This window comes from Kitasatospora sp. NPDC015120 (assembly GCF_043080305.1).
Taxonomy (GTDB): Bacteria; Actinomycetota; Actinomycetes; order Streptomycetales; family Streptomycetaceae; genus Kitasatospora.
Genome location: NZ_JBIBVJ010000004.1, coordinates 116,232 through 136,908, shown reverse-complemented (window position 1 = coordinate 136,908; position 20,677 = coordinate 116,232). Strand labels below are relative to the sequence as shown.

Here is a 20,677-nt window from a genome sequence, read left to right as displayed (position 1 = left end):
ACAGCGGGCACGACGGCGGCACGGACGTCCGGTGGACGCCCGTCCAGCACACCACACCCCGGCCCGGCAGGGGGCGGAACCCGCCACGCCCGCCCGGCCGTCCGGGGGACCTCCGTACGGCCCCGGGCCCGGCCCCCGGCGCGCCGCCCGTCAGCCCGTCAGCCCGCCGAAGCCGCCGAAGCCGCCGAAGCCGCCGCCGACCGCGTCCCCGACCGCGGCACGATCACCGGCGCACCGTCCCCGGGGGCCGAGAGCACATCGCTGTCGACGTCGTACAGCGCCCGCACCAGCTCCGCGTCCACCACCTCGCGCGGCGCCCCGCACGCGATCACCTCGCCGCCGCGCATCGCCACCACCAGATCGGCGTAACGGGCCGCCGCCGCGAGGTCGTGCAGCACCATGACGACGGTGCGCCCGCCCGCCGCGACCTCGCGGACCAGCTCCAGCACCTCCACCGCGTGGCCGAGGTCGAGCGCGCTGGTCGGCTCGTCGAGCAGCACGACGGGGGCGTCCTGGGCGAGCACCATGGCGAGCCAGCAGCGCTGCCGCTGCCCGCCGGAGAGCCGGTCCAGCCGGCGGTCGGCGAACTCCTCGACGCCGGTGGCCCGCAGCGCCTCGGCGGTGAGCCGCTCGTCGTCCGCGGACCACTGCCGGAACAGGCCCTGGTGCGGGTGGCGCCCGTAGCGGACCAGCCCGGCGACGGTGACCGCCTCCGGTGCCTGCGGGCTCTGCGGCAGCAGCGCCACCCGGTGCGCGGCCTGACGGGGGCGCAGCTTCCAGATGTCCTCGCCGCCGACCAGCACCCGTCCGGAGTCCGGCCGGTGGAGCCGGGCGATCGAGCGCAGCAGGGTGGACTTGCCGCAGCCGTTGGGACCGACGACGGCCACCACCCGGCCGCCGGGCACGGCGAGGTCCACGCCGCCCAGCACCGGACGCCCCGGGCCGTACCCGGCCGTGAGGCCCTCGACCGTCAACTCCATGGCGGGTTCCTTCGGTTGGGAGGGGGAACGAACCGAGCGGCGGACGCCCCGCGAGGAGGGGCGCCCGCCGCCGGCGGTCACTTGGCGCCGAGCGCCTTGCTGATGTCGCCGATCACCGCGTCGGCCGCGAGCGGGCCGCCGCGGGTGGACCAGACGGAGCCGTCGACGGTGACGGTGTGGTTGGTCTTCACCGCGTTCAGCTCCTGGTAGGCGGGCTTGGACTGGACGTCCTTCAGCGCGGCCCTGCCGTCGTCGGTGAGGGTGGAGAGGAACAGCCAGTCGCCGTCGATCTCGTTGATCTTCTCCAGGCTCAGCGCCGGGGTGTGGGCGTTGCCGTCCTTGTCCTGGGCCTGCGGGCGGGTCAGGCCCATGTCGAGGGCGACACCGCTGGCGAACTGCTTCTTCTCCATCCAGCTGGGGCCGGTCGGGTTCCAGCGGACGATGGAGACGGCCTTGCCCTTGTTCTCGCCGAGCTCGCCGCCGGCCTTGGCGGCCTTGGCGTCGTAGTCGGCGATGACCTTGTTGGCCTGGTCCAGCTTGTTGACGGCGTTTCCGATGCCGCGGAAGGAGAGCTTCCAGTCGTCGGTGGGGGCCATCGTGACCAGGGTGGCCGGGGTGATCTCGCGCAGCTGCTTGAGGACCTGCTGGTCCTGCATGTCGCCGGCCAGGATGAGGTCGGGCTTGGCGGCGATCACCTTGTCCATCACCGGCTGGAGCAGGTTGCCGACCACGGGGACGCCCTGGACCTTGTCCTTCAGGTACGCCGGCGGCTCGTTGAGGCCCTGTCCGTTGGTGATGCCGGCCGGCTTGAGGCCGAGCGCGAGCACCGCGTCGAGGTCCTCCTGGGTGAGGGTGACGATGCGCTTGGGCTCGGCGGGGATCTCCACGGCCGTGCCGGTGGCGTCCTTCACGGTCCGCTTGCCGCCGGCCGCGTCGGCGGCGCCGCCCGCGGCCGTGGTGGCGGAGGGCGAACCCTGGTCCGCGGAGGAGCCCTTGCCGGAGGAGCCCGACGAGCCGCAGCCGACGAGCAGGAGCGTGGCCGCCCCGGTGGCGGCCAGCGCCTGGACCGCGCGACGGCGGGCGGGGTGGAGCGGGCTCTGGCGGGTCGACATGGGTGCCTCCGGGCAGGGGTGTTGCAGACGGGCGTGCGGTCGGTGGAGCGGTGGAACGGTGGCGCGGCGCCGCGAACCCCGGTGATCCGGGGGGCCGGACGCCGGGCCGGACACCTGTCCGACCGCGATGAGCATTAGGTTAGCCTTACCTTATGACATTGTCGCAAGTGGGTACCGCCGAGGCGGCCGACGCGGATCCCCCCGCCCCCGCCCCGCCGGCGGCCGAACGGTCGGGCCGCACCTCCTGGGCCGCCGTCGGCGGCATCCTCGCCGCCCTGCTCGCGCTGACCGCGCTCTCCCTGTCCGTCGGCGCCGGCGAGGTCGGCCCCGGACGGGTGCTGGACTACCTGCTCGACACCGACGGCGCCCGCGCCGACAGCCGGCTCGCCCTGGTCGTCGGCGACCTGCGGCTGCCCCGCACCCTGACCGCACTGCTGGTCGGCGCCGCCCTCGGGGTGGCCGGCGCCCAGTTGCAGGCCGTCACCCGCAACCCGCTCGCCGAGACCGGCCTGCTCGGCGTCAACGCCGGTGCCTCGCTCGGCGTGGTACTCGGCATCGCCGTGCTCGGCGTCCAGACCTCCTACGGCTACCTGGCCTTCGCCTTCGGCGGCGCCGTGCTCGCCAGCGGGCTGGTGCTGGCGATCGCCGGCAGCCGCGGCGGCGGCTCCCCCATGCGGCTGGTCCTCGGCGGCTCCGCCGTCGGCGCCACCTTCGGCGGACTGACCGGCGTGCTGATCGTCAACTCCCCCGAGGCGTACGACCGCTACCGGGTCTGGGTGCTCGGCTCGCTGGCCGGCGTCGAGGGCTGGACGACACTGGGCCAACTCGCCCCCGTGCTCGGCGTCGGCTTCGTGGTCGCCCTGCTCACCACCCGGCCGCTGTCCGCGCTCGCGCTCGGCGACGACCTCGCCCGCGGCCTCGGCCACCGCCCCGGCGCCACCCGCGCCGCCGTCGCCCTCGCGGTCACCCTGCTCACCGCCTCCGCCGTCGCCCTGGCCGGGCCGATCTCCTTCCTCGGCCTGCTCGCCGGCTTCCTGGCCCGGGCCGCCGCCGGGCCCCGGGTCGGCCGGCTCACCCTGCTCGCCGGACTCGTCGGCGCGGCCGTGCTGACCGGCGCCGACGTGCTCGCCCGCGTGGTGGCCCGCCCGTTCGAGGCACCGGTGTCGGTGATCGTCGCGCTGATCGGCGCCCCCACCCTGATCGCCATCGTCCGCTCCCGGAAGACGGCCGCGCTCGGCATGACCGACACCGCGCCCGGCGAGTCCTCCGGCCGCCGCGGCCACCCGGAGGAGAAGCCGCCCCGGCCCGACCTGGTGATCCGGCGCGGCGTCCTGTCCGTGCTGCTCCCCCGCCGCTCCGCACTGGCCGCGCTCGGCCTCGCCGCCGCGCTGCTGGCCGCCGTGGTGGTCTCCGCGCACGCCGGGCAGAGCGAACTCGGCCTCGGCCGCACCTTCCAGGCCGTCTTCGGCTACGGCGAGCGGCTCGACGTGCTGCTCGTGCAGAAGTTCCGGCTCGGCCGGATCGTCGCGGGCCTCGCCGCGGGCGCCGCGCTCGGCCTGGCCGGCTGCCTCACCCAGACCCTCGCCCGCAACCGGCTCGCCACCCCCGAACTGCTCGGCGTCAACGACGGCGCCACCGCCGCCGTGCTGATCTCGGTCACCGCCTCGGGCGCGTTCGGCGCCTGGTGGGCCGGGCCGGTCGGCGCGCTGGTCGCCGTCGCCGTGGTCACCGTCGTCTCCGGCGGCCTCGGCACGCGCGGCTACCGGGTGCTGGTGGTGGGCCTGGCGATGTCGGCGCTCGCCTCCGCCGTCATCCAGGTGGCGATGGCCCGGCGCTCGCTCAGCTCGGCCTCCTCGCTGTACGTCTGGACCTCCGGCAGCCTCAACGGCCGCGACTACGCGGTCGCCACGCCGGTGCTGACCGGCCTCGCCGTACTGGTGCCGCTCGCCCTGGTGGTCGCCCGCCGGCTGGCCGTGCTGCGCTTCGACGACAACGTGGCGTCCTCGCTCGGCGTCGACCCCGGCCGGGTGCGGCTCGCCTGCCTGCTGCTCGCCGTGGCGCTGGCCGGACTCGCCGTCGGGGTCTGCGGGCCGGTCGGCTTCGTCGCGCTGGCCGCGCCGGTGGTCGCCGGGCGGCTCGCCGGACCGGCCCGGGTGCCGGTGCTCGGCTCGGCGCTGGTCGGCGCGGTGCTGATCGTGCTGGCCGACACCCTCGGCCGGGTGCTGATCTCCGGCGTCGAGATCCCGGTGGGCATCGTCACCACCGTGCTCGGCGGCCCCTTCCTGCTCTGGGTGCTGCTCGGCCGCCGGGGCAATCCGGCCTGACCCCCCTTTCCCGTCCCCCATTGTCGAGGAGTTCCGCCGTGCCGAACGAACGGCCCGTCACCGATGACGCGTTCTGGGCCAGGGTGGCCGCCGAGGGCGCCCCGCTGGTCGATCCCGACCCCGCCGATCCGGCCTACCGGCAGGTGACCTTCGTGCTGCGCGACGAGCCGGGCGAGGAGCCGTACGACGGCGTGCTCGCGCTCGTCCACACCGTCACCGACAAGGACCGGCACGCCGGCGACCTCACCCCGCACCTGATGGAGCGCCGGGCCGGCGGCTGGTCCCGCACCTACCGGCTGCGCGCCGACCACCGGGCCTCCTACCAGCTGTACCCGGTGCGCGGCGCCGTCCCCGGCACCCGGCGGGCCGACTGGCTGCGGGTGCTGGACGGCGCCCGCCCCGACCCGCACGGCACCGGGGAGCTGCTGCCCGCCCGCGACGGCCGCCGGCCCGCCTCGGTGCTCGCCCTGCCCGGGGCGCCCGCCCAGCCGTACGTCCGGCGGCGCGCCGACGTGCCCCGCGGCCGCACCGTGCGCGCCGAGGCGGCCGGGCGGCGGATCGACGTCCACCTGCCCGCCGGACACCGCGCCGACGCCGCCCCGTACCCGGTCCTGGTCCTGCTGGACGGCGAGATGTGGGGCGAGGTGCTGTCGTTCGGCGACACCCTGGACAACCTGACGGCCGAGGGGCTGATCCCGCCGACCGTCGCCCTGCTCGTCCACACCATGGGCCCCGGCCGGCCGGACGACCTCAGCTGCAACCCGGACTTCGTCGACCTGCTCGCCGACCGGATCCTGCCCTGGGCCGCCGCCGGGCACCGCGCCACCACCGACCCGGCCCGCACCGTGATCGCCGGCCAGAGCGCGGGCGGCCTGACCGCCGCCTTCGCCGCCTTCCGCCGCCCCGCCCGGTTCGGCAACGCGCTTTCCCAGTCCGGCTCGTTCTGGTGGCCCGACGGCACCGAGTCCGACGGCGGGAGCGAGTGGCTGACCCGCCAGTTCGCCACCACCGAGCGCGGCGGCGCCCGCTTCTGGGTGGAGGTCGGCCTCCAGGAGTGGATGCTGCTCACCCAGAACCGCCACCTGCGCGACGTACTGACCGCCCGCGGCTACGACCTCGCCTACCGCGAGTTCAACGGCGGCCACGACTACGCCTGCTGGCGCGGCGGGCTGGCCGACGGCCTGGTCCACCTGCTGGGCACGCGCCGGCCGGCGGCCGGAACCGCCGGCCGGCCGGCCCTGCCGCTCAGAGCGTGACTTCCTTCAGCAGCCCGGTCGCGACGTCGAAGACGAAGCCGCGCACGGCGTCCGTGTGCGGGACGAACGGGCTGGTGCGGATCCGGGCGGCCGACTGCCGGACGTCCGTCTCCAGGTCGGCGAAGGCCTCGGCGGCCCACGGCGGCTTCACTCCGGTCTCCTCCCGGATCGACTCGCGGAAGGCGTCGTCGCCGAAGGTGAGCATGCCGCAGTCGGTGTGGTGGACGAGGATGATCTCCCGTGTGCCGAGCAGCCGCTGGCTGATCGCCAGCGAGCGGATGGCGTCGTCGGTCGCCACCCCGCCGGCATTGCGGATCACGTGCGAGTCGCCCTCGGCGAGGCCCAGCGCGCCGTAGACGTTGAGCCGGGCGTCCATGCAGGCCAGGACGGCCGTGCGGCGGGCCGGCGGGAGCGGGAGCGGCCCGTCGAAGGCCGCGGCGTAGTCGGCGTTGTTGCGCAGGTAGTGGTCGGTGGCGGTGTCGGTCATGGCGGACTGACGTCCCTTCGGTGCGGTCGGATCGTGGTCGGCCGGAGCACGGGGGCACACGGAGCCGCGCGCGCGAGTACCCACACGTGCGCGCGGATCGAATGCCGTGCCCGGCGCGGGCGGCGGAACGGCCCCGGCTGCGCCCGCGCGGAGCGGCACGGCCGGACGGGCCGGAGTGATCGGACGATCAGACGATGACCGGACAGCCAGTGGAGTGGACACGGCCGAAGTCGATGTGACGACGGCGGACGAGCAGGGTCATGCGGGCACCGTACTGCCCACCACGCCCCGCCCGCCCGGGAATCCGGCATTCTCCACCCCACCGGGTGACGCATCGCGATCGCGGGACCTCCGGGCTGCCACCCCGAACGCGCCCGGGCCGGCCGAGGACCATCACACCCGTGAGCGCTGGAGACTTCGCGAGAAGGCCCCCTAGGATCAGCCCGTGCCACACACCTCGAAGGAAGACCACTACGCGTACGCCGCATTGCGGCACCACAACGATGCGGTCTACTTGCATGATGACGGCCGACTTCCCAATGCCGACCATCATTTCGGCTTCGCTGTCGAATGTGCCCTGAAAAGCCTCATGCTCAGGTACACCCGGGTATCGATGGACCCGCTCCAGCCCGGAGGACAACCAGCCACCAAGCCATACATCCCCCGGCAGTCTGGTAGGCCGAAGCAAGTGGGACATCTTCCCGAGGTATGGTCCGATACTGTTGACGTCATATCCGATGCGACGCTTCTCCTTCACGGACGCACCGGAAGCGCCCTCGCCTCGATCCTGGCGACCTCAGCACCGTTCGCGAACTGGAGCGTCCATGATCGCTACAGTGACGGTTCATCCGTCGTCGAGACCGATGTGAGCGCTCGGCGGGCGGCTTCGGAACTGATTCTCTCCCTGCACGAGCAGGCGCTCATCGACGGAGTACTCGCGTGACCATCCAAACGGGGCCGGTTCGGTTCGACCAGGCACGGCCTCTCGCGCTCGCCGTGGCCATCGATGTGGCTGCGTCCGGCGTCGACGTGCTGGTCGTGCGGGACATCCTCGGTCGCCTCGCATTGCTCCTGGACGACCGGTCGTCCAAGGTCGATGCCGCCAATCAGGAAGCCTGGGCGGAGCGCCTCGATTCCGCCTTGGGTCCCTATGCGGCCGACCGGCCATTGCTCCTCGCCTCCAAGCTCTTCCAGCCGGACGCGTTCTTCGCCTCACCCCGAGCAGCTGTCGACCTCCGCTATCGGCCGAAACCCGGCCATGGCAGCATCCGGTGGCTCGACAACACAGTCGTCGGCGCGGACTGGGCCCGTGTGAGTACTCCGGAGCAGCATGCCGGCGACACCCGCACCGCTCGCACCGCACTCTACGGGTTCAAGGGTGGCGTGGGCCGCTCGACGGCAACATTCATGCTGGCGAAGCACCTCGCTGAACAGGGCAACTGTGTCCTCGTCATCGACCTCGACCTGGAGTCCCCCGGCGCAGGCCCGCTCCTGGTCGCCGAGGATCAACTCCCCAGGTATGGGATCATCGACCAACTCATCGAATCGGCGCTCGGCAACGAAGCCGGCCTGGATCTGGTGGCACAGGCGACGCATTTCCAGTTTCAGAGGAACGGCGAGCTCTGGGTCGCTCCTGCGCGCGGACGCGGAGAGGCCGGCGCCGAGTACACCTATGTGGACAAGCTGAATCGCGTCTACGCCGATGTTCCCGGCCAGGTCCAGGGAACCTTCGCCGACCGGCTTGAGGCAGCCGTCCGTTCCTGCGAGGACGCCGTGGCCAGGGAGAGCCGCCGGCCTGACGTCGTCCTGCTCGACAGCCGCGCCGGAATCCACGACATCGCTGCTGTCGCCATCTCACGGCTATGCGACCTCGCCCTGCTCTTCGGTAGTGACAACGGCCAAACCTGGGCGGGCTACCGCGACCTCTTCACGGCCTGGCTCTCCTCCGGCAAAGCGGCCGAGATCCGCGAGAAGCTCCGGATGGTCGCCTCCATGGTCCCGGATGCCGACAAAGCCGCCTATCTGGAAACCTTCCGCGACCGTGCCTGGGAGTGCTTCTCGGTCCTCTATGACGACCTGGTCGATGGAGACACGGGCTTCAATCCCAGTCCTGAGGACGCCTCCGCCCCACACTCACCCATTCCGATCCTCTTCGCAGTGGAACTCGTCGGCCTCGACGCCGTCTCCACGCCTGGATGGGACGACCGCGCGTTCGTGCGCGCCGCGTACGATTCCTTCCTGGAAACCACCACCAAGCTGATGATCGAGGGACCGCGATGACCGCCCCGCTTGAAGCCGAGGACTACCGGAGCCTCCTGGTTTCCGCGCTGCCCCCCGCCCAGGACGCGGACACCGTCGAACCCACGCTCCTCAACCTCTTCACTCCCGATACGCATCGCCTCGCCCTCCATGTCGACACCACCGTCGTCCGCGGCGGCCGAGGAGTGGGCAAGACCTTCTGGTGCCGCTCACTGCTCGACGACCAGCTCCGGGACATCGCGGCGGAGGAATACCGCATCGACAGGCTCCGGAACCTGCGCGTCTCCCCCGGATACAGCGCCATGCTGAAGCCCGATCTCTATCCGGGGGCGGGTGAGTTGGCGAGCCTGGTCGACAACGGTGTCCGCGCCTACGACCTCTGGAATGCCGTGCTCCTCGTGACGCTCGGCCAACCTGAGCTCCAGGGGACCATGGAGTGGAGGGATCGCATCGCCTGGGTCCAGGCCAACCCTGGAGCACGCGATCGCACCGTCGCGCGGGCCGACACCGAAGCACAGGCCGACAGCACCACGCAGATGATTCTCTTCGATGCACTGGAGCACCTCCACCGCGACCGGACACAGGCCGACCGGCTGGTAGCCGGCATCCTTCAGCTGGCACTGGAGATGCGGCTGAGCACCAAGAACATCCGGTGCAAAATCTTCATCCGCCCCGACATGTTCGACGGCGCGCTCCTCCACTTTCCGGACGCTTCGAAGCTCACCTCCAACGCCGCCAGCCTCCAATGGACGACCACCAACCTCTATGGCCTGTTCTTCCACTACCTGGGCAACCACGACAGCGCGGAGTCCATGGGCTTCCGGGCTTGGACCGGCAGTTGGACCGAGCATGCCGGACGACACCTCCTTCCGTCGACGCTGCTCGGTGACGAGCAGGTCCAGGCATCGGTCTTCAGCGAACTCGCCGGTCCCTACATGGGGGCGAACTACCGGAAGGGCATCACCTATACATGGCTTCCCAACCACCTCATGGACGGTGTTGAACAGGTAAGCCCCCGCAGCTTCCTCAACGCACTGAGCATGGCCGTGGACGAGACGCGAGGGAAGTACGCGAGCCATCCTTATGCGATCTACCACGAGGGGATCCGGAAGGGCGTCCAGTCCGCTTCACAGACCCGCGTCAACGAGATCCGCGAAGACATGCCGTGGGTGCGGACGGTCATCGAGCCTCTGGCCGGCCAACAGGTTCCGATCGACCAGAGGCTCGTCCTGGACCTCTGGGACGCTTCGCACCTGGCGGCCACCCTCGGGCGGGAGGCAGCCCGCGCCAACGCCGGAGGGAACGGAGCAGAGGTGCGCACCGGGCCTCGCTACCCGGACGACTACCTGCGACTGATCGACGAACTGATCGCGCTCGGCGTCATGCGCCGCCGCAAGGACGGCAGGATCGATCTCCCAGACGTGTACCGGATCGCCTTCTCGATCGGCCGCAAGGGCGGCGTTCCGAAGGTGCAGTCGTAGGCTTGTGGAGCCGGTCCGGTGTGCCGTACACCCACACCGGGACCACGGCGGCGAAGCACCGACGAATGCCCGGAGTCGGGTCCGGCGCCCACCGGCGCCGGACCCGGACGAGTGCCGTAGAGCAACGACCTGCGCGTCGGCGGACGGCCGGGCCGGCGTTCGCTTCGGAAAAAAGACCGGCGGCGCCGAGCCGGGATCAGTACAGTGTCACATGTGATGGATCTGTGTCTTCACGGCGGTCACGGGTGATCCGCCCCTTCCTGCCCGCCGTCGACTATCCCGCACTGGCCGAGTTGCTGTCGGCCGAGGGGCCCGCGGCCGTGACGGTGGCCGAGCTCCGGGAGCGGGACGCGGCGCTGCCGGGTGCGGACGCGCTCTCCACCGACCCCCGGGGGCGCCTCACCGGGCACGGGCGGGTGCGGCTGGTGCAGCCCGGCCCCTCCGGGGACCTGCTCGCCTACGCCACCGCCTGGCGGGCGCCCTGGACGCCGCCCGGGGACCTCGCCTCCCTCGCCGTCAGCGCGCCCGGGCGCGCTCCGGCCTGGCTGCTGCCGCTCTACGACGGGCTGGAGCGCTGGGCGCGCGGGATCGGCGCCTCGCGGCTGCTCGGGGAGTTCCCGGACGAGGAGGCGGAACCGGGGTCCACCCACGGGACGTGCCGGTCGGACCTGACCGGCCTGCTGCTCGGCCGGGGCTACCGGGTGGACGCGCACGTGCGGTCGGCCGTCGGTCCGGTCGGGACGCACCTGCCCGCTCCGCGGGTGCCGCCCGGTCTGTGCCTGGGCACCCTCGCCGGGACCACCGCCGCCGAGCCCGAGCGGCAGCTCCACCACCTCTACCGGGAGACCCTGCGCGACAACCCGGGCTTCGCCGACGCCCTCCCGGACTTCGAGCGGTGGCGCGCCGAGGCGCTGGACGGACCCGGCGGGCGGCCCGACTGGGTGTTCACCGCCGAGTCCATGGGGCGGATCGTCGGCGCGAGCGTCGTGCACGCCGTGCCCGATCCGCGGGCCTGCCGGATCGACTACACCGGGGTGCTGCGAGCCTGGCGGGGTCGCGGGCTGGCCCGGGCGCTCAAGCTGCACGCCGCCCGGCACCTGGCGGGCCACGGCGTGCGGACCGCGCACACCGAGGTCGAGGCCGGCAACGTGCCGATGGTCGCGCTGAACACCGCCCTGGGGTACCGCTGGGGGCCGGGCCACCGACGGCTGGTCAAGGAGTTCTGAGCGCGGCCCGGCCCCCGGGCGGCGGCGTGTTGGAGAGCCGGTTCACCGGCGCCCCTCGACTACCCTGCGTCGACGAGTGATCACATCACGACACTCCGTGACGAAAGGAGTCACCATGACGGACGACTTCAGTCAGCGACCGGCACCGGAATCCGTGCGGCTGATCGACTTCGAGGAGGCCAAGGCCGTCCCCGGGATCGTGCCGGGCACCTTCATCCTCGTCGTCAGCGGCGAGAAGCCCTACGCGAGCATGACGGTCCGCCTGGTCCCGCTGGTCTACGTCAGACAGCCCGAGTACTGGGGCGTCGAGGTGACCGGCACGCTCCCCTCCGGCTACCTGCTGCCCGCCACCGCCCCGTACACCGAGGCCCTGCCGCTGGACGGGGTCACGGGCACCAGGGGCGTCGAGGTGATCGGCGCGACCAGGCGGGAGAGGATCGACCTGCCGCGGGACCACTGAGCCCGGGCCGGGCCGGCACCGCCGAACGGCCCGCCCCCCCGGCAGGGTGGCGGGCCGTTCGGCGGTGCCGCGCGGGTCAGTCCAGCGGCGGGGGGCCCGGGGGCTCCTTCGGGAGGCGGGCCGCGACCAGGGTGCCGAGGGCGACGGCGCCGGCCGTGGCCAGCAGGGCGACCCGGTAGGGGCCGGGTTCGGCGGCGTGGGTGCCGGGGGCGCCGTCCTGCGCGAGGGCGCCGATGAGGGCCGCCGCGCCGGCGATGCCGAAGGCCCCGCCGAGCGTGCGCACGATGGTGAACAGGCCCATCGCCCGGCCCATCGCGGGCGGCGGCACGTCCGCGAACCCGGCGATCTGCACGGTCAGCACGGCGGTGCCCAGGATCAGGCCGACGCCGAACATCAGCGCCCGCACGGCCCAGGCGTTCTCGCCGACGCCCGGCACGGCCATCGCGGCCAGCACCAGGGCCGCCAGCAGCAGCGCGGGCAGCGCCAGCAGGCGCGGGCCGAGCCTGGGCAGCAGCCGGTCGACCACCTGGGAGGCGGCCATCAGGCCGATCGCCTCCGGGAAGACGCTCAGGCCCGCGTCCAGGGCCGAGGCGCCGAAGGCGGCCTGGTGGAGCAGCGGGTAGGCGAAGAGCGCGCCCATCAGCCCGGCGGCGGTCAGCAGGGCCAGCCAGCTCGCCGCGCCGAAGGCCCGGTCGGCGAGCAGCCGGAGGTCCACCAGTGGTTCGGCGGCGCGCAGTTGGTGACGGACGGCGGCGCCCAGCAGCAGCCCGCCCAGCACCCCGGACGCCGCCACCGCCGGGGAGTCCCAGCCGTGCGCGGGGCCGAAGCCGAGGGCGTAGGTGAGCAGGCCGAGGCCGGGGGTGGCGAGCAGGAACCCGGTGGTGTCGAAGCGGCCGGCCGGCGGCTCCTCCTGGTCGCGCAGCCCGGCCAGGCCGGTGACCACGGCGGCCACCCCGATCGGCACGTTGACCAGGAACAGCCAGTGCCAGGAGAGGTGTTCGGTGAGGAGGCCGCCGAGCGGCGGGCCGAGCGCGGGCATCAGCGCGGTCGGCACGATCAGCACCTTGCCGAGGCCGGCCCGCTCGTGCGGTTCGAACGCCCGGAACAGCAGGGTCATGCCGACCGGGGTGAGCAGGCCGCCCGCCACGCCCTGCACCGCGCGGGCGGCGGTGAGCGCGCCGAGGCCGGGGGCGGCCGCGCACAGCGCGCTGGCCAGGGTGAAGACGGCGAGCGAGCCGAGGAAGACCCGGCGCACGCCGAAGCGGTCGCCGAGCCAGCCCGCCACCGGGAGGCCGACGGCGAGGCCGACCAGGAAGGCGGTCTCCACCGCGTTGGCGGCGGAGACCGGGCGCCCGAAGTCCCCGGCGATGGTGAACAGGGCCGGGTTGACGATCGTCGAGTCCAGGCCGTTCATGCACATCGCGGCCGTGTAGACGAGCACCACGGCGAGGCGGCCGGCGAACAGCGGGCGTTGCGGGGCGGCGGGCCCGCCGGGGGCGGGCCGGGTGTCCGCCTGGCTCATCGGGCCGGGTCGAGGTCGGTCCAGTGGGCGGTGATCCAGTCGAGGGCCGCGGCGCGCTCGCACGGCCCGTGGGCGACGGTCCAGCCGGCCGGGACGGCGGCGAAGGCGGGCCAGAGCGAGTGCTGGCCCTCGTCGTTGACGAGCGCGAGGAACTCGCCGTCACCGTCGAAGGGGTTGGCGGGGGCGTCACTCATGGGGTGGTTCTCCAAGGGTCGGGCGGGTCGGGCGGGACGGCGGACGGTCGGCGGTGACGCGTGGGCGGTCGGTGCCGGTGCGCGGTCGGCGGCTGACGGACGAGGGCCGTCAGCCGCGTGCGTCGAGGGCGGCGAGGTGCTCCGCGACGACGCCCGCGATGCGGGCGATCGGCTCGGGCAGCGTCATGTCCTTGTGCGAGCAGGCGACGTCGGTGTTCTCGATCCGCCCGGCCACGTAGGGCGCCCACAGCTCGGGCACCAGGGTCTCGTCGATGGTGTCCACGGTGGCACGGAAGAACAGCACGTCGCCCTTGAGGCGCCGGTGGTCGTAGCCGCGCACCAGGTGGTTGATGTGCAGGTAGATCCGGTTCAGCGCCTCGACGGTGGCGTCGTCCAGTCCGGCCAGCGGGCTGCCCTCGCGGCGCAGCAGCTCGGTGACGTGGGCGAGTTCGAGCGGCCGGCCGTCGAGGTCCGCCGGCCCGTAGCCGCCCATGGTGAGCAGCGCCTCCAGGGCCTCGGCCTGGTCCGGGACGGGCAGGTCGCGGAAGCCCTCGGCCGGGTAGGCGTCGAGCACCGCCAGCAGGGCGACGGTGCAGCCGAGTTCCTCCAGCCGGGCGGCCATGGCGTGGGCGATGATGCCGCCGGTGGACCAGCCGAGCAGCCGGTAGGGGCCCTCGGGCTGGACCTCGCGCAGCCGGTCGACGTAGTGCGCGGCCAGGTCCTCCATGGTCGCGGGCAGCGGCTCGCCGGCGGTGGCGGCGCCGACGCCCTGCGCCTGGAGGCCGTAGATCGGCACGTCGGCCGGAAGGTTGCGGATCAGTCCGGTGTAGCACCAGCTGAGACCGCCGGCCGGGTGGACGGCGAACAGCGGGTCGCGCCGGCCGGGGGCGGTGGGCCGCAGCGGCAGCAGGACGTCCAGCGCGTCGGCGCCGGGGGTGTCGGCGGCGAGCGCGGCGTCCAGCGCCGCGACGGTGGGCGCCTGGAACAGCGTGCCGATGCCGACCTCCAGGCCGAGCACGGCGCGGATCCGCCCGGCGAGCCGGACGACCAGCAGGGAGTGGCCGCCGAGGGCGAAGAAGTCGTCCTCGACGCCGACCGCCGGAACGCCCAGCACCTCGGCGAACAGCTCACACAGCTGCTGCTCGCGCGGGTTGCGCGGAGGCCGCCCGGCGCCGGCGCCGGGCGCGTCGGGGGCGGGCAGGGCGCGCCGGTCGAGCTTGCCGTTGGCGGTGAGCGGCAGGCGTTCCAGCAGCACGACGGCGGACGGGACCATGTGGACGGGCAGGTCGGCGGCGGCGCGGGTGCGCAGTTCCTCGGCGGTCACCTGCTCCGCGCCGGGGGCGAGGACGGCGTAGCCGGTCAGGCGCTTGTCGCCGGGCACGTCCTCGCGGACGATCACGGCGGCGTCGGCGACGGCCGGGTGGGCGGCCAGTACGGCCTCGATCTCGCCGGGTTCGATCCGGAAGCCGCGGATCTTGACCTGCTGGTCGGCCCGGCCGAAGTACTCCAGGACGCCGTCGGCGCGGCGGCGGGCGAGGTCTCCGGAGCGGTACATCCGGGTGCCCCGCTCGCCGAACAGCGCGGCGTGCGGGTCGGCGACGAAGCGCTCGGCGCTGAGCGCGGGGCGGCCGAGGTAGCCGCGGGCGAGACCGGCGCCGGCGACGTACATCTCGCCGGTGACGCCGGGCGGGACGGGCTGGAGGTACCGGTCGAGGACGTAGACCCGCAGGTCCGGGATGTTGACGCCGATGGTGCTGCCGGCGCCGGCGGCGGCGCTCGCCCGGTCCAGGGCGATGTGGGAGACGTGCACGGTGGTCTCGGTGATGCCGTACATGTTGACCAGGGTGGGCGCGTCGTCGGCGTGCCGTCGGTACCAGTCGTCGAGGCGGGCGAGTTCCAGTGCCTCGCCCCCGAACACCACGTAGCGCAGGGCGAGTTCGCTGCCGGGGCGCTCCCGGTCGGCGGCGCTGAGCTGGTAGAAGGCGGACGGCGTCTGGTTGAGGACGGTGACCCGTTCGCGGGCGAGCAGGGCGAGGAAGGCCGCCGGGTCGCGGCTGACCAGGTGCGGGACGACCACGAGCCGGCCGCCGTGCAGCAGGGCGCCCCACAGCTCCCAGACCGAGAAGTCGAAGGCGTAGGAGTGGAAGAGCGTCCAGACGTCGTCGGCGCCGAAGCCGAACCAGTGGTCGGTGGCGGAGAACAGCCGGACCACGTTGTGGTGGGTGACCGGGACGCCCTTGGGGCGGCCGGTGGAGCCCGAGGTGTAGATGACGTAGGCGGTGTCCTCGGCGCGCAGCGGCCGGGTGCGTTCGTGCTGGGCCAGCGGGACGGCCGGGAAGGCGTCCGGCTCGCCGCCGTCGACCAGGAGGTGCGGCACCCGGTGGTCGGGCAGCCGGGGCGCGGTGGCGCGGTCGGTGACCAGTGCGGCGGGCGCCGCGTCGGTGAGCATGTAGGCGAGCCGGTCGGCCGGGTACTCGGGGTCGAGCGGCAGGTAGGCGGCGCCGGACTTGGCGACCGCGAGCAGGCCGACGACGAGGTCGGGGGAGCGCGGCAGGGCGAGCGCCACGATGGTGCCGGGGCCGATGCCGCGGGCGGCCAGCAGCCGGGCCAGCCGGTCGGCGCGGGCGGCGAGTTCGGCGTAGCTGAGCTCCTCGTCGCCGTAACGGACGGCGACGGCGCCCGGGTCGGCGAGGGCGGCGGCCTCGAAGAGCTCCGGCAGGGTGGCACCGGGCTCGGAGGTGACGGGGGTGCCGTTCCACTCGACCAGGGCGCGGTGGTGCTCCTCCGCGCTGATCAGCGGGAGCCGTCCGACGGGGGTGTCGGGTGCGGTGGCGGCGGCGGCGAGCAGCCGGGCCAGGCGTTCGGCGAGCCCCCGGACGGTCGCCTCGTCGAAGAGGTCGGTGCGGTACTCGACGAAGCCCGCGATGCCGCCCTCGCGCCGCTCGCCGGCGTTGAGGGTGAGGTCGAACTTGGCGGTGCCGGAGGGGACCGCGGCGATCGCGGCGGTGAGGCCGCCGCCGAGCTCGAACTCCTGGTCGGGGACGGACTGCCAGGCGAGCATCACCTGGAACAGCGGGTGCCGGGCGAGCGAGCGGCGCGGGTTGAGCTCCTCGACGAGGCGGTCGAAGGGCAGGTCGGCGTGGTCGTGGGCCCCGAGCACGGCGGTGCGGGCGCGGCCCAGCAGCTCGCGGAAGGTCGGCTCGCCGGACGTGTCGGTGCGCACGACCACGGAGTTGACGAAGTAGCCGACCAGGGCGGCGGTCTCGTCGGAGTCGCGGCCGGCGACGGGGGTGCCGATCGGGATGTCGGTGCCGCAGCCGTGCCGGGTGAGCAGCGCGGCGAGGCCGGCCTGGACGGCGGTGAAGACGCTGGTGCCGGTGGCGCGGGCGAGCGCGGCGAGGGCGGCGTGGGCGTCGGCGTCGAGGTGGAACGGCACGGTCGCGCCGTGGTGGGCGGCGACGGCGGGCCGGGGGCGGTCGGTGGGCAGGTCGAGCTGGTCGGGCAGGCCGGCCAGGGCCTTGCGCCAGTGGTCGAGCTGGCGGACGGCGAGCGGGCTGGGCGCGTCGGCGGTGCCGAGCAGCCGGGCCTGCCAGTCCACGTGGTCGGCGAACTGGACGGCGAGGGGGGCGGGTTGCGGGGCGCGGCCGGCGAGGCGGGCGCCGTAGGCGGCGGCCAGGTCGCGGGCCAGCGGGGTGGTGGAGGCGCCGTCGCCGGCGATGTGGTGGAGCAGCAGGAGCAGGGTGCGGGTGCCGGCCGCCTCGCCGTCGGCGTGCTCGAACAGCGTGGCCCGCAGCGGGGGTTCGGCACTCAGGTCGAAGGCGTGCCGGACGGCCTCGGCGAGCGGTCCGGTGCCGCGGTGCAGCTCGACCGGGGCGGGCGGCAGGATCCGCTGGTACGGCTCGCCGTCGGCGGACTCGCCGTAGACGGTGCGCAGGGTCTCGTGGCGGGCCGCGAGGTCGGTGAGGGCGAGCGCGAGGGCGTCGCGGTCGAGCGGGCCGGTGAGGGTGAGGGCGAGCGGGATGTTGTAGGTGGGGCTGGGGCCTTCGAGCCGGTAGTGGAACCAGAGGCCGCGCTGGGCCGGGGAGAGCGGCAGCGGGCCGGTGCGGGCGACCGGGACCAGGGCGGGGCGGGGCTCGGGGGCGGAGCGCTCGCGCAGCAGGGCGGCGAGGGCGGCCGGGGTGGGATGGCGGAAGACGTCGGCGAAGCCGACGGCCGTGCCGAGGCTGTCGCGCAGCCGGGCGGCGAGCCGGCCGGCCAGCAGGGAGTGGCCGCCGAGGTCGAAGAAGTCGGCGTCCCGGGAGGGGGGTTCGCCGCATTCCAGGAGGTCGGCGAACAGTCCGCAGACGATCTCCTCCTGCGGGGTCACGGGCGCGGCGCCGCGCTGCGGCCCGGTGGCCCCGGGCTCGGGCAGGGCGCGGTGGTCGAGCTTGTCGTTGCCGGTGCGCGGCAGGTCGTCGAGGACGAGGACGGCGGCGGGCACCATGTGCCCGGGCAGCCGGGCGGCGAGGGCCGACCGCAGCGCGGCCGGGTCGAGGGCGGCGCCGGCGGCGGGGACGGCGTAGCCGAGCAGGCGCCGCCCGCCCGGGCCGGGGCGGGCGATGACCACGGCCCGGTCCACGCCGGGCAGTTCGCCGAGGACGGCGGCGATCTCGCCGGGCTCGATCCGGAAGCCGCGGATCTTCACCTGGTCGTCGGCGCGGCCGAGGAACTCCAGGGTGCCGTCGGAGCGGCGGCGGGCGAGGTCGCCGGTGCGGTACATCCGGCTGCCGGGCGGGCCGTAGGGGTCGGCGAGGAAGCGCTCGGCGGTGAGGTTGGGGCGGCCGAGGTAGCCGCGGGCCAGGCAGGCGCCGGCCACGTACAGCTCGCCGGTCGCGCCGTCGGGGGCGGGGCGCAGCGAGCCGTCGAGGACGTAGGCGCGCGAGCCGCGCACGACGCGGCCGACGGGGGTGCCGTCCGGGCCCGGGGTCCAGGAGTAGGCGTCGACGGTGGTCTCGGTGGGGCCGTAGAGGTTGACGGGGGCGAGGCCGTCGACGGCCGCGAGGCGGCGCCAGAGCGCGTCGGGGGTGGCCTCGCCGCCGACCGCGATCACGGCGGGGCGGTGCCGGTCCTCGGCCAGCAGGCCTTCGGCGAGCAGGACGTCGAGGTAGGAGGGGGTGACGTCGAGGTAGTCGATGCGCTCGCGGTGGACGTGGGCGGCGAGGGCGGCCGGGTCGCGGTAGGTCTCGTCGTCGAGCAGGTGGAGTTCGTGGCCGTGGAGCATCCACAGCACCGGGTCCCAGGAGGCGTCGAAGGCGAAGGAGGCGCTGTGGGCGATGCGCAGGCGTGCGCGGCCGGTACGGGCGACGGCGGGGGCGATGTGGTCCTCGCCGTGGCCGGCGTGCAGGTTGGCGAGCGAGGCGTGGGTGACGACGACGCCCTTGGGGCGGCCGGTGGAGCCGGAGGTGTGCAGCAGGTAGGCGGTGTGCGCGGGGTCGGGGGCGGGAAGCGGGGCGGTGGGGAGCGCCGCGAGTGCGGCGCGCACCGCCGGGTCGTCGAGGGCGACGGCGGGGCGGCCGGCGGCGCCGGGGAGGGCGGCGAGGGCCTCGGCGGTGCCGACGGCGCAGACCGGGCGGGTGTCGTCGAGGATGTCGGCGATCCGCTGCCGGGGGTGGGCGAGGTCCAGGGAGAGGCAGGCGCCGCCGGCCCGGAGCACGGCGAACATGGCGACCAGGGTGTCGGCGCCGCGCGGCATGGCGAGCGCGACCGGGGTGCCCGGACCGGTGCCGAGGGCGGTGAGGCGGTGCGCCAGGCGGGTGGCGGCGGCGTCGAGTTCGGCGAAGGTGAGGGTGGTGGTGCCGCTGCGCAGGGCGATCGCGTCGGGGGTGCGGGCGGCCTGCGCGGCGAGCAGTTCGGGCACCGTGCGGGTGACGGGGGGTTCGGTGCGCCCGGCGGTGGCGCGGCGCAGCGCGTCCTCGTCGAGCAGGTCGATCCGGGCGATCGGGGTCTGCGGGTCCTCCAGCAGCAGGGTGGTGAGGCCGTCGAGGTAGCGCAGCAGACCGTCGCGGTGGGCGGCGAGGGCGTCGGCGCCGTAGTGGCCGGGGTGGGCTTCGAGGCCGATCCGCAGGGCGCCGTCGGGGCCGGGCGAGACGGCGAGGGCGAGGTCGTCGACGGGGCCGGCGGCGAGGTTGCGGACGGTGGCGGGCAGGCCGGCGAGGTCGAGGTCGCCCTCGAAGGCCTTGATGTTGACCATCGGTCCGAACAGGGCGCGGCGGGTGCCGGTGAGGGCGAGGTCGCGGCGCAGGTCCTCCAGCGGGTAGCGCTGGTGGCGGCGGACCTCGCGGACCTCCAGGACGACGCGGCGCAGCAGGCCGGCGGCGGTGTCGCGGGGGCTGACGGCGAGGCGCAGCGGCAGGACGTTGGCGGTCGCGACCGGGGTGCGCAGGGCGGCGGGGCCGCGGCGGTTGGCGAGCGGCAGGCCGAGCACGACGTCCTCGGTGCCGGCCAGGCGGTGCAGGTAGCCGGCGGTGGCGGCGATGACGAGTTCGGCCCAGGTGGCGCGGGCGGCCTTGGCGGCGGCCTCCAGGCGGGGCAGGGTGCCGGCGGGCAGCGTGGCGGCGAGCCGGGGCAGGGCGGCGGGGCCGGCGGGGGTGCCGCCGGGGAGGGTGGCGGGGGCGTCGGCGCCGGCCAGCCGGGCGCGCCAGAACGCGCGGTCGGCGGCGTGCTCCGGGCCGCCCCGGTAGGCGGCCTCCTCGGCGGCGACCTCGGCGGGGGTGGCGAAGGCGCGGTCGGTGGGGCGGGTGCCGGTGGTGAGCGCGGTGTAGAGCTCGGCGACCCGGCCGGTGAGGAGGGTGAGCGCGTAGGCGTCGACGGCGAGGTGGTGGACGCGCTGGTACCACCAGTGGCGGTCGTCGGCGAGGCGGATGAGGGCCTGGGTGAACAGCGGACCCTCGGCGAGGTCGACGGGGCGGGCGAGGTCGGCGCGCATCCAGGCCTCGGCGGTGGCCTCGGGGTCGGCGTCGGTGCGCAGGTCGAGCCGGTGCAGGGGCCAGGTGCGGCCGGGGGTGAGGCGCTGGCGCGGGGCGTCGCCGCCGGCGTCGGTGACGACGACGGCGCTCAGCGCGTCGGCCTCGCCGACGGCCCGGCGCAGGGCGGTCTCGAAGAGCCCGGCGTCGAGCGGGCCGGTGATCTCGACGGCGTCGCCGGTGTTGTAGACCGGGCTGTCGGGGTCGAGCGCCTGGGCGTACCAGATCGCCGCCTGGGTGGCGAGCAGCGGCACGTCGGCTGCGGCGGGGACGGCGACGGGGTCGGACGCGGCCTGGTGGCGACGCATGGTTCTGAGAGCTCCTCGGGTCCGGCGCAACGGAACGCCTACTGCCTACTTAGGTTAGCCTAAGCTA

The 20,677-nt window shown here is 74.6% G+C and carries 13 protein-coding genes; 7 read left to right on the top strand and 6 right to left on the bottom strand.

The features are described 5' to 3' along the window. Positions 1–158: 158 nt before the first annotated feature. Positions 159–980 (bottom strand): ABC transporter ATP-binding protein, encoded by an 822-nt coding sequence (locus ACF1AK_RS12315; RefSeq protein ID WP_391498728.1) that lies wholly within the window; start codon positions 978–980, stop codon positions 159–161. A gap of 77 nt (positions 981–1,057) precedes the next feature. Beyond that, positions 1,058–2,092, bottom strand: coding sequence for an ABC transporter substrate-binding protein (locus tag ACF1AK_RS12310; RefSeq protein WP_391498727.1), 1,035 nt, complete (start codon positions 2,090–2,092; stop codon positions 1,058–1,060). Positions 2,093–2,244: 152 nt separating this feature from the next. Here ACF1AK_RS12310 and fhuB point away from each other — a divergent pair, with 152 nt between their 5' ends. Next, entirely contained in the window at positions 2,245–4,416 is a 2,172-nt protein-coding gene (gene fhuB / locus ACF1AK_RS12305) for a Fe(3+)-hydroxamate ABC transporter permease FhuB (RefSeq protein ID WP_391498726.1), read from the top strand. A 38-nt stretch (positions 4,417–4,454) separates the two neighbouring features. Further along, a complete protein-coding gene (gene fes, locus ACF1AK_RS12300; RefSeq protein ID WP_391498725.1) occupies positions 4,455–5,672 on the top strand; it encodes an enterochelin esterase in 1,218 nt (405 codons plus the stop codon). On the opposite strand, the gene ACF1AK_RS12295 is transcribed toward fes, so the two are convergent. Further along, complete coding sequence (locus tag ACF1AK_RS12295) at positions 5,662–6,159, bottom strand: beta-class carbonic anhydrase (RefSeq protein ID WP_391498724.1); 498 nt, start codon at positions 6,157–6,159, stop codon at positions 5,662–5,664. The genes fes and ACF1AK_RS12295 overlap by 11 nt on opposite strands. A 445-nt stretch (positions 6,160–6,604) precedes the next feature. Here ACF1AK_RS12295 and ACF1AK_RS12290 point away from each other — a divergent pair, with 445 nt between their 5' ends. From ACF1AK_RS12290 to ACF1AK_RS12270, 5 genes are all read left to right on the top strand, one after another. Continuing rightward, positions 6,605–7,102, top strand: coding sequence for a hypothetical protein (locus ACF1AK_RS12290; protein ID WP_391498723.1), 498 nt, complete (start codon positions 6,605–6,607; stop codon positions 7,100–7,102). After that, the gene (locus tag ACF1AK_RS12285) at positions 7,099–8,439 is read left to right on the top strand and encodes a ParA family protein (RefSeq protein WP_391498722.1); all 1,341 of its coding nucleotides are present in this window, start codon (positions 7,099–7,101) and stop codon (positions 8,437–8,439) included. The genes ACF1AK_RS12290 and ACF1AK_RS12285 overlap by 4 nt, the downstream gene beginning before the upstream one ends. Further along, positions 8,436–9,899: a hypothetical protein gene (locus ACF1AK_RS12280; RefSeq protein ID WP_391498721.1), complete on the top strand. Its 1,464-nt coding sequence runs from the start codon at positions 8,436–8,438 to the stop codon at positions 9,897–9,899. The genes ACF1AK_RS12285 and ACF1AK_RS12280 overlap by 4 nt, the downstream gene beginning before the upstream one ends. 245 nt (positions 9,900–10,144) lie before the next feature. Further along, positions 10,145–11,125, top strand: a complete 981-nt coding sequence (locus ACF1AK_RS12275) for a GNAT family N-acetyltransferase (RefSeq protein ID WP_391498720.1) — start codon at positions 10,145–10,147, stop codon at positions 11,123–11,125. A gap of 115 nt (positions 11,126–11,240) precedes the next feature. Then, positions 11,241–11,585: a hypothetical protein gene (locus ACF1AK_RS12270; RefSeq protein ID WP_391498719.1), complete on the top strand. Its 345-nt coding sequence runs from the start codon at positions 11,241–11,243 to the stop codon at positions 11,583–11,585. Positions 11,586–11,661: 76 nt separating this feature from the next. Here ACF1AK_RS12270 and ACF1AK_RS12265 read toward each other — a convergent pair whose 3' ends face one another. From ACF1AK_RS12265 to ACF1AK_RS12255, 3 genes are all read right to left on the bottom strand, one after another. Beyond that, the gene (locus tag ACF1AK_RS12265) at positions 11,662–13,107 is read right to left on the bottom strand and encodes a DHA2 family efflux MFS transporter permease subunit (RefSeq protein ID WP_391498718.1); all 1,446 of its coding nucleotides are present in this window, start codon (positions 13,105–13,107) and stop codon (positions 11,662–11,664) included. Then, positions 13,104–13,301, bottom strand: a complete 198-nt coding sequence (locus ACF1AK_RS12260) for an MbtH family protein (RefSeq protein WP_380618621.1) — start codon at positions 13,299–13,301, stop codon at positions 13,104–13,106. Before ACF1AK_RS12260 ends, ACF1AK_RS12265 begins: the two co-directional genes overlap by 4 nt. Positions 13,302–13,410: 109 nt before the next feature. Beyond that, positions 13,411–20,610 carry an amino acid adenylation domain-containing protein gene (locus tag ACF1AK_RS12255; protein ID WP_391498717.1) on the bottom strand — a complete coding sequence of 2,400 codons (7,200 nt, stop codon included), beginning with the start codon at positions 20,608–20,610 and terminating at the stop codon, positions 13,411–13,413. Positions 20,611–20,677: the final 67 nt, after the last annotated feature.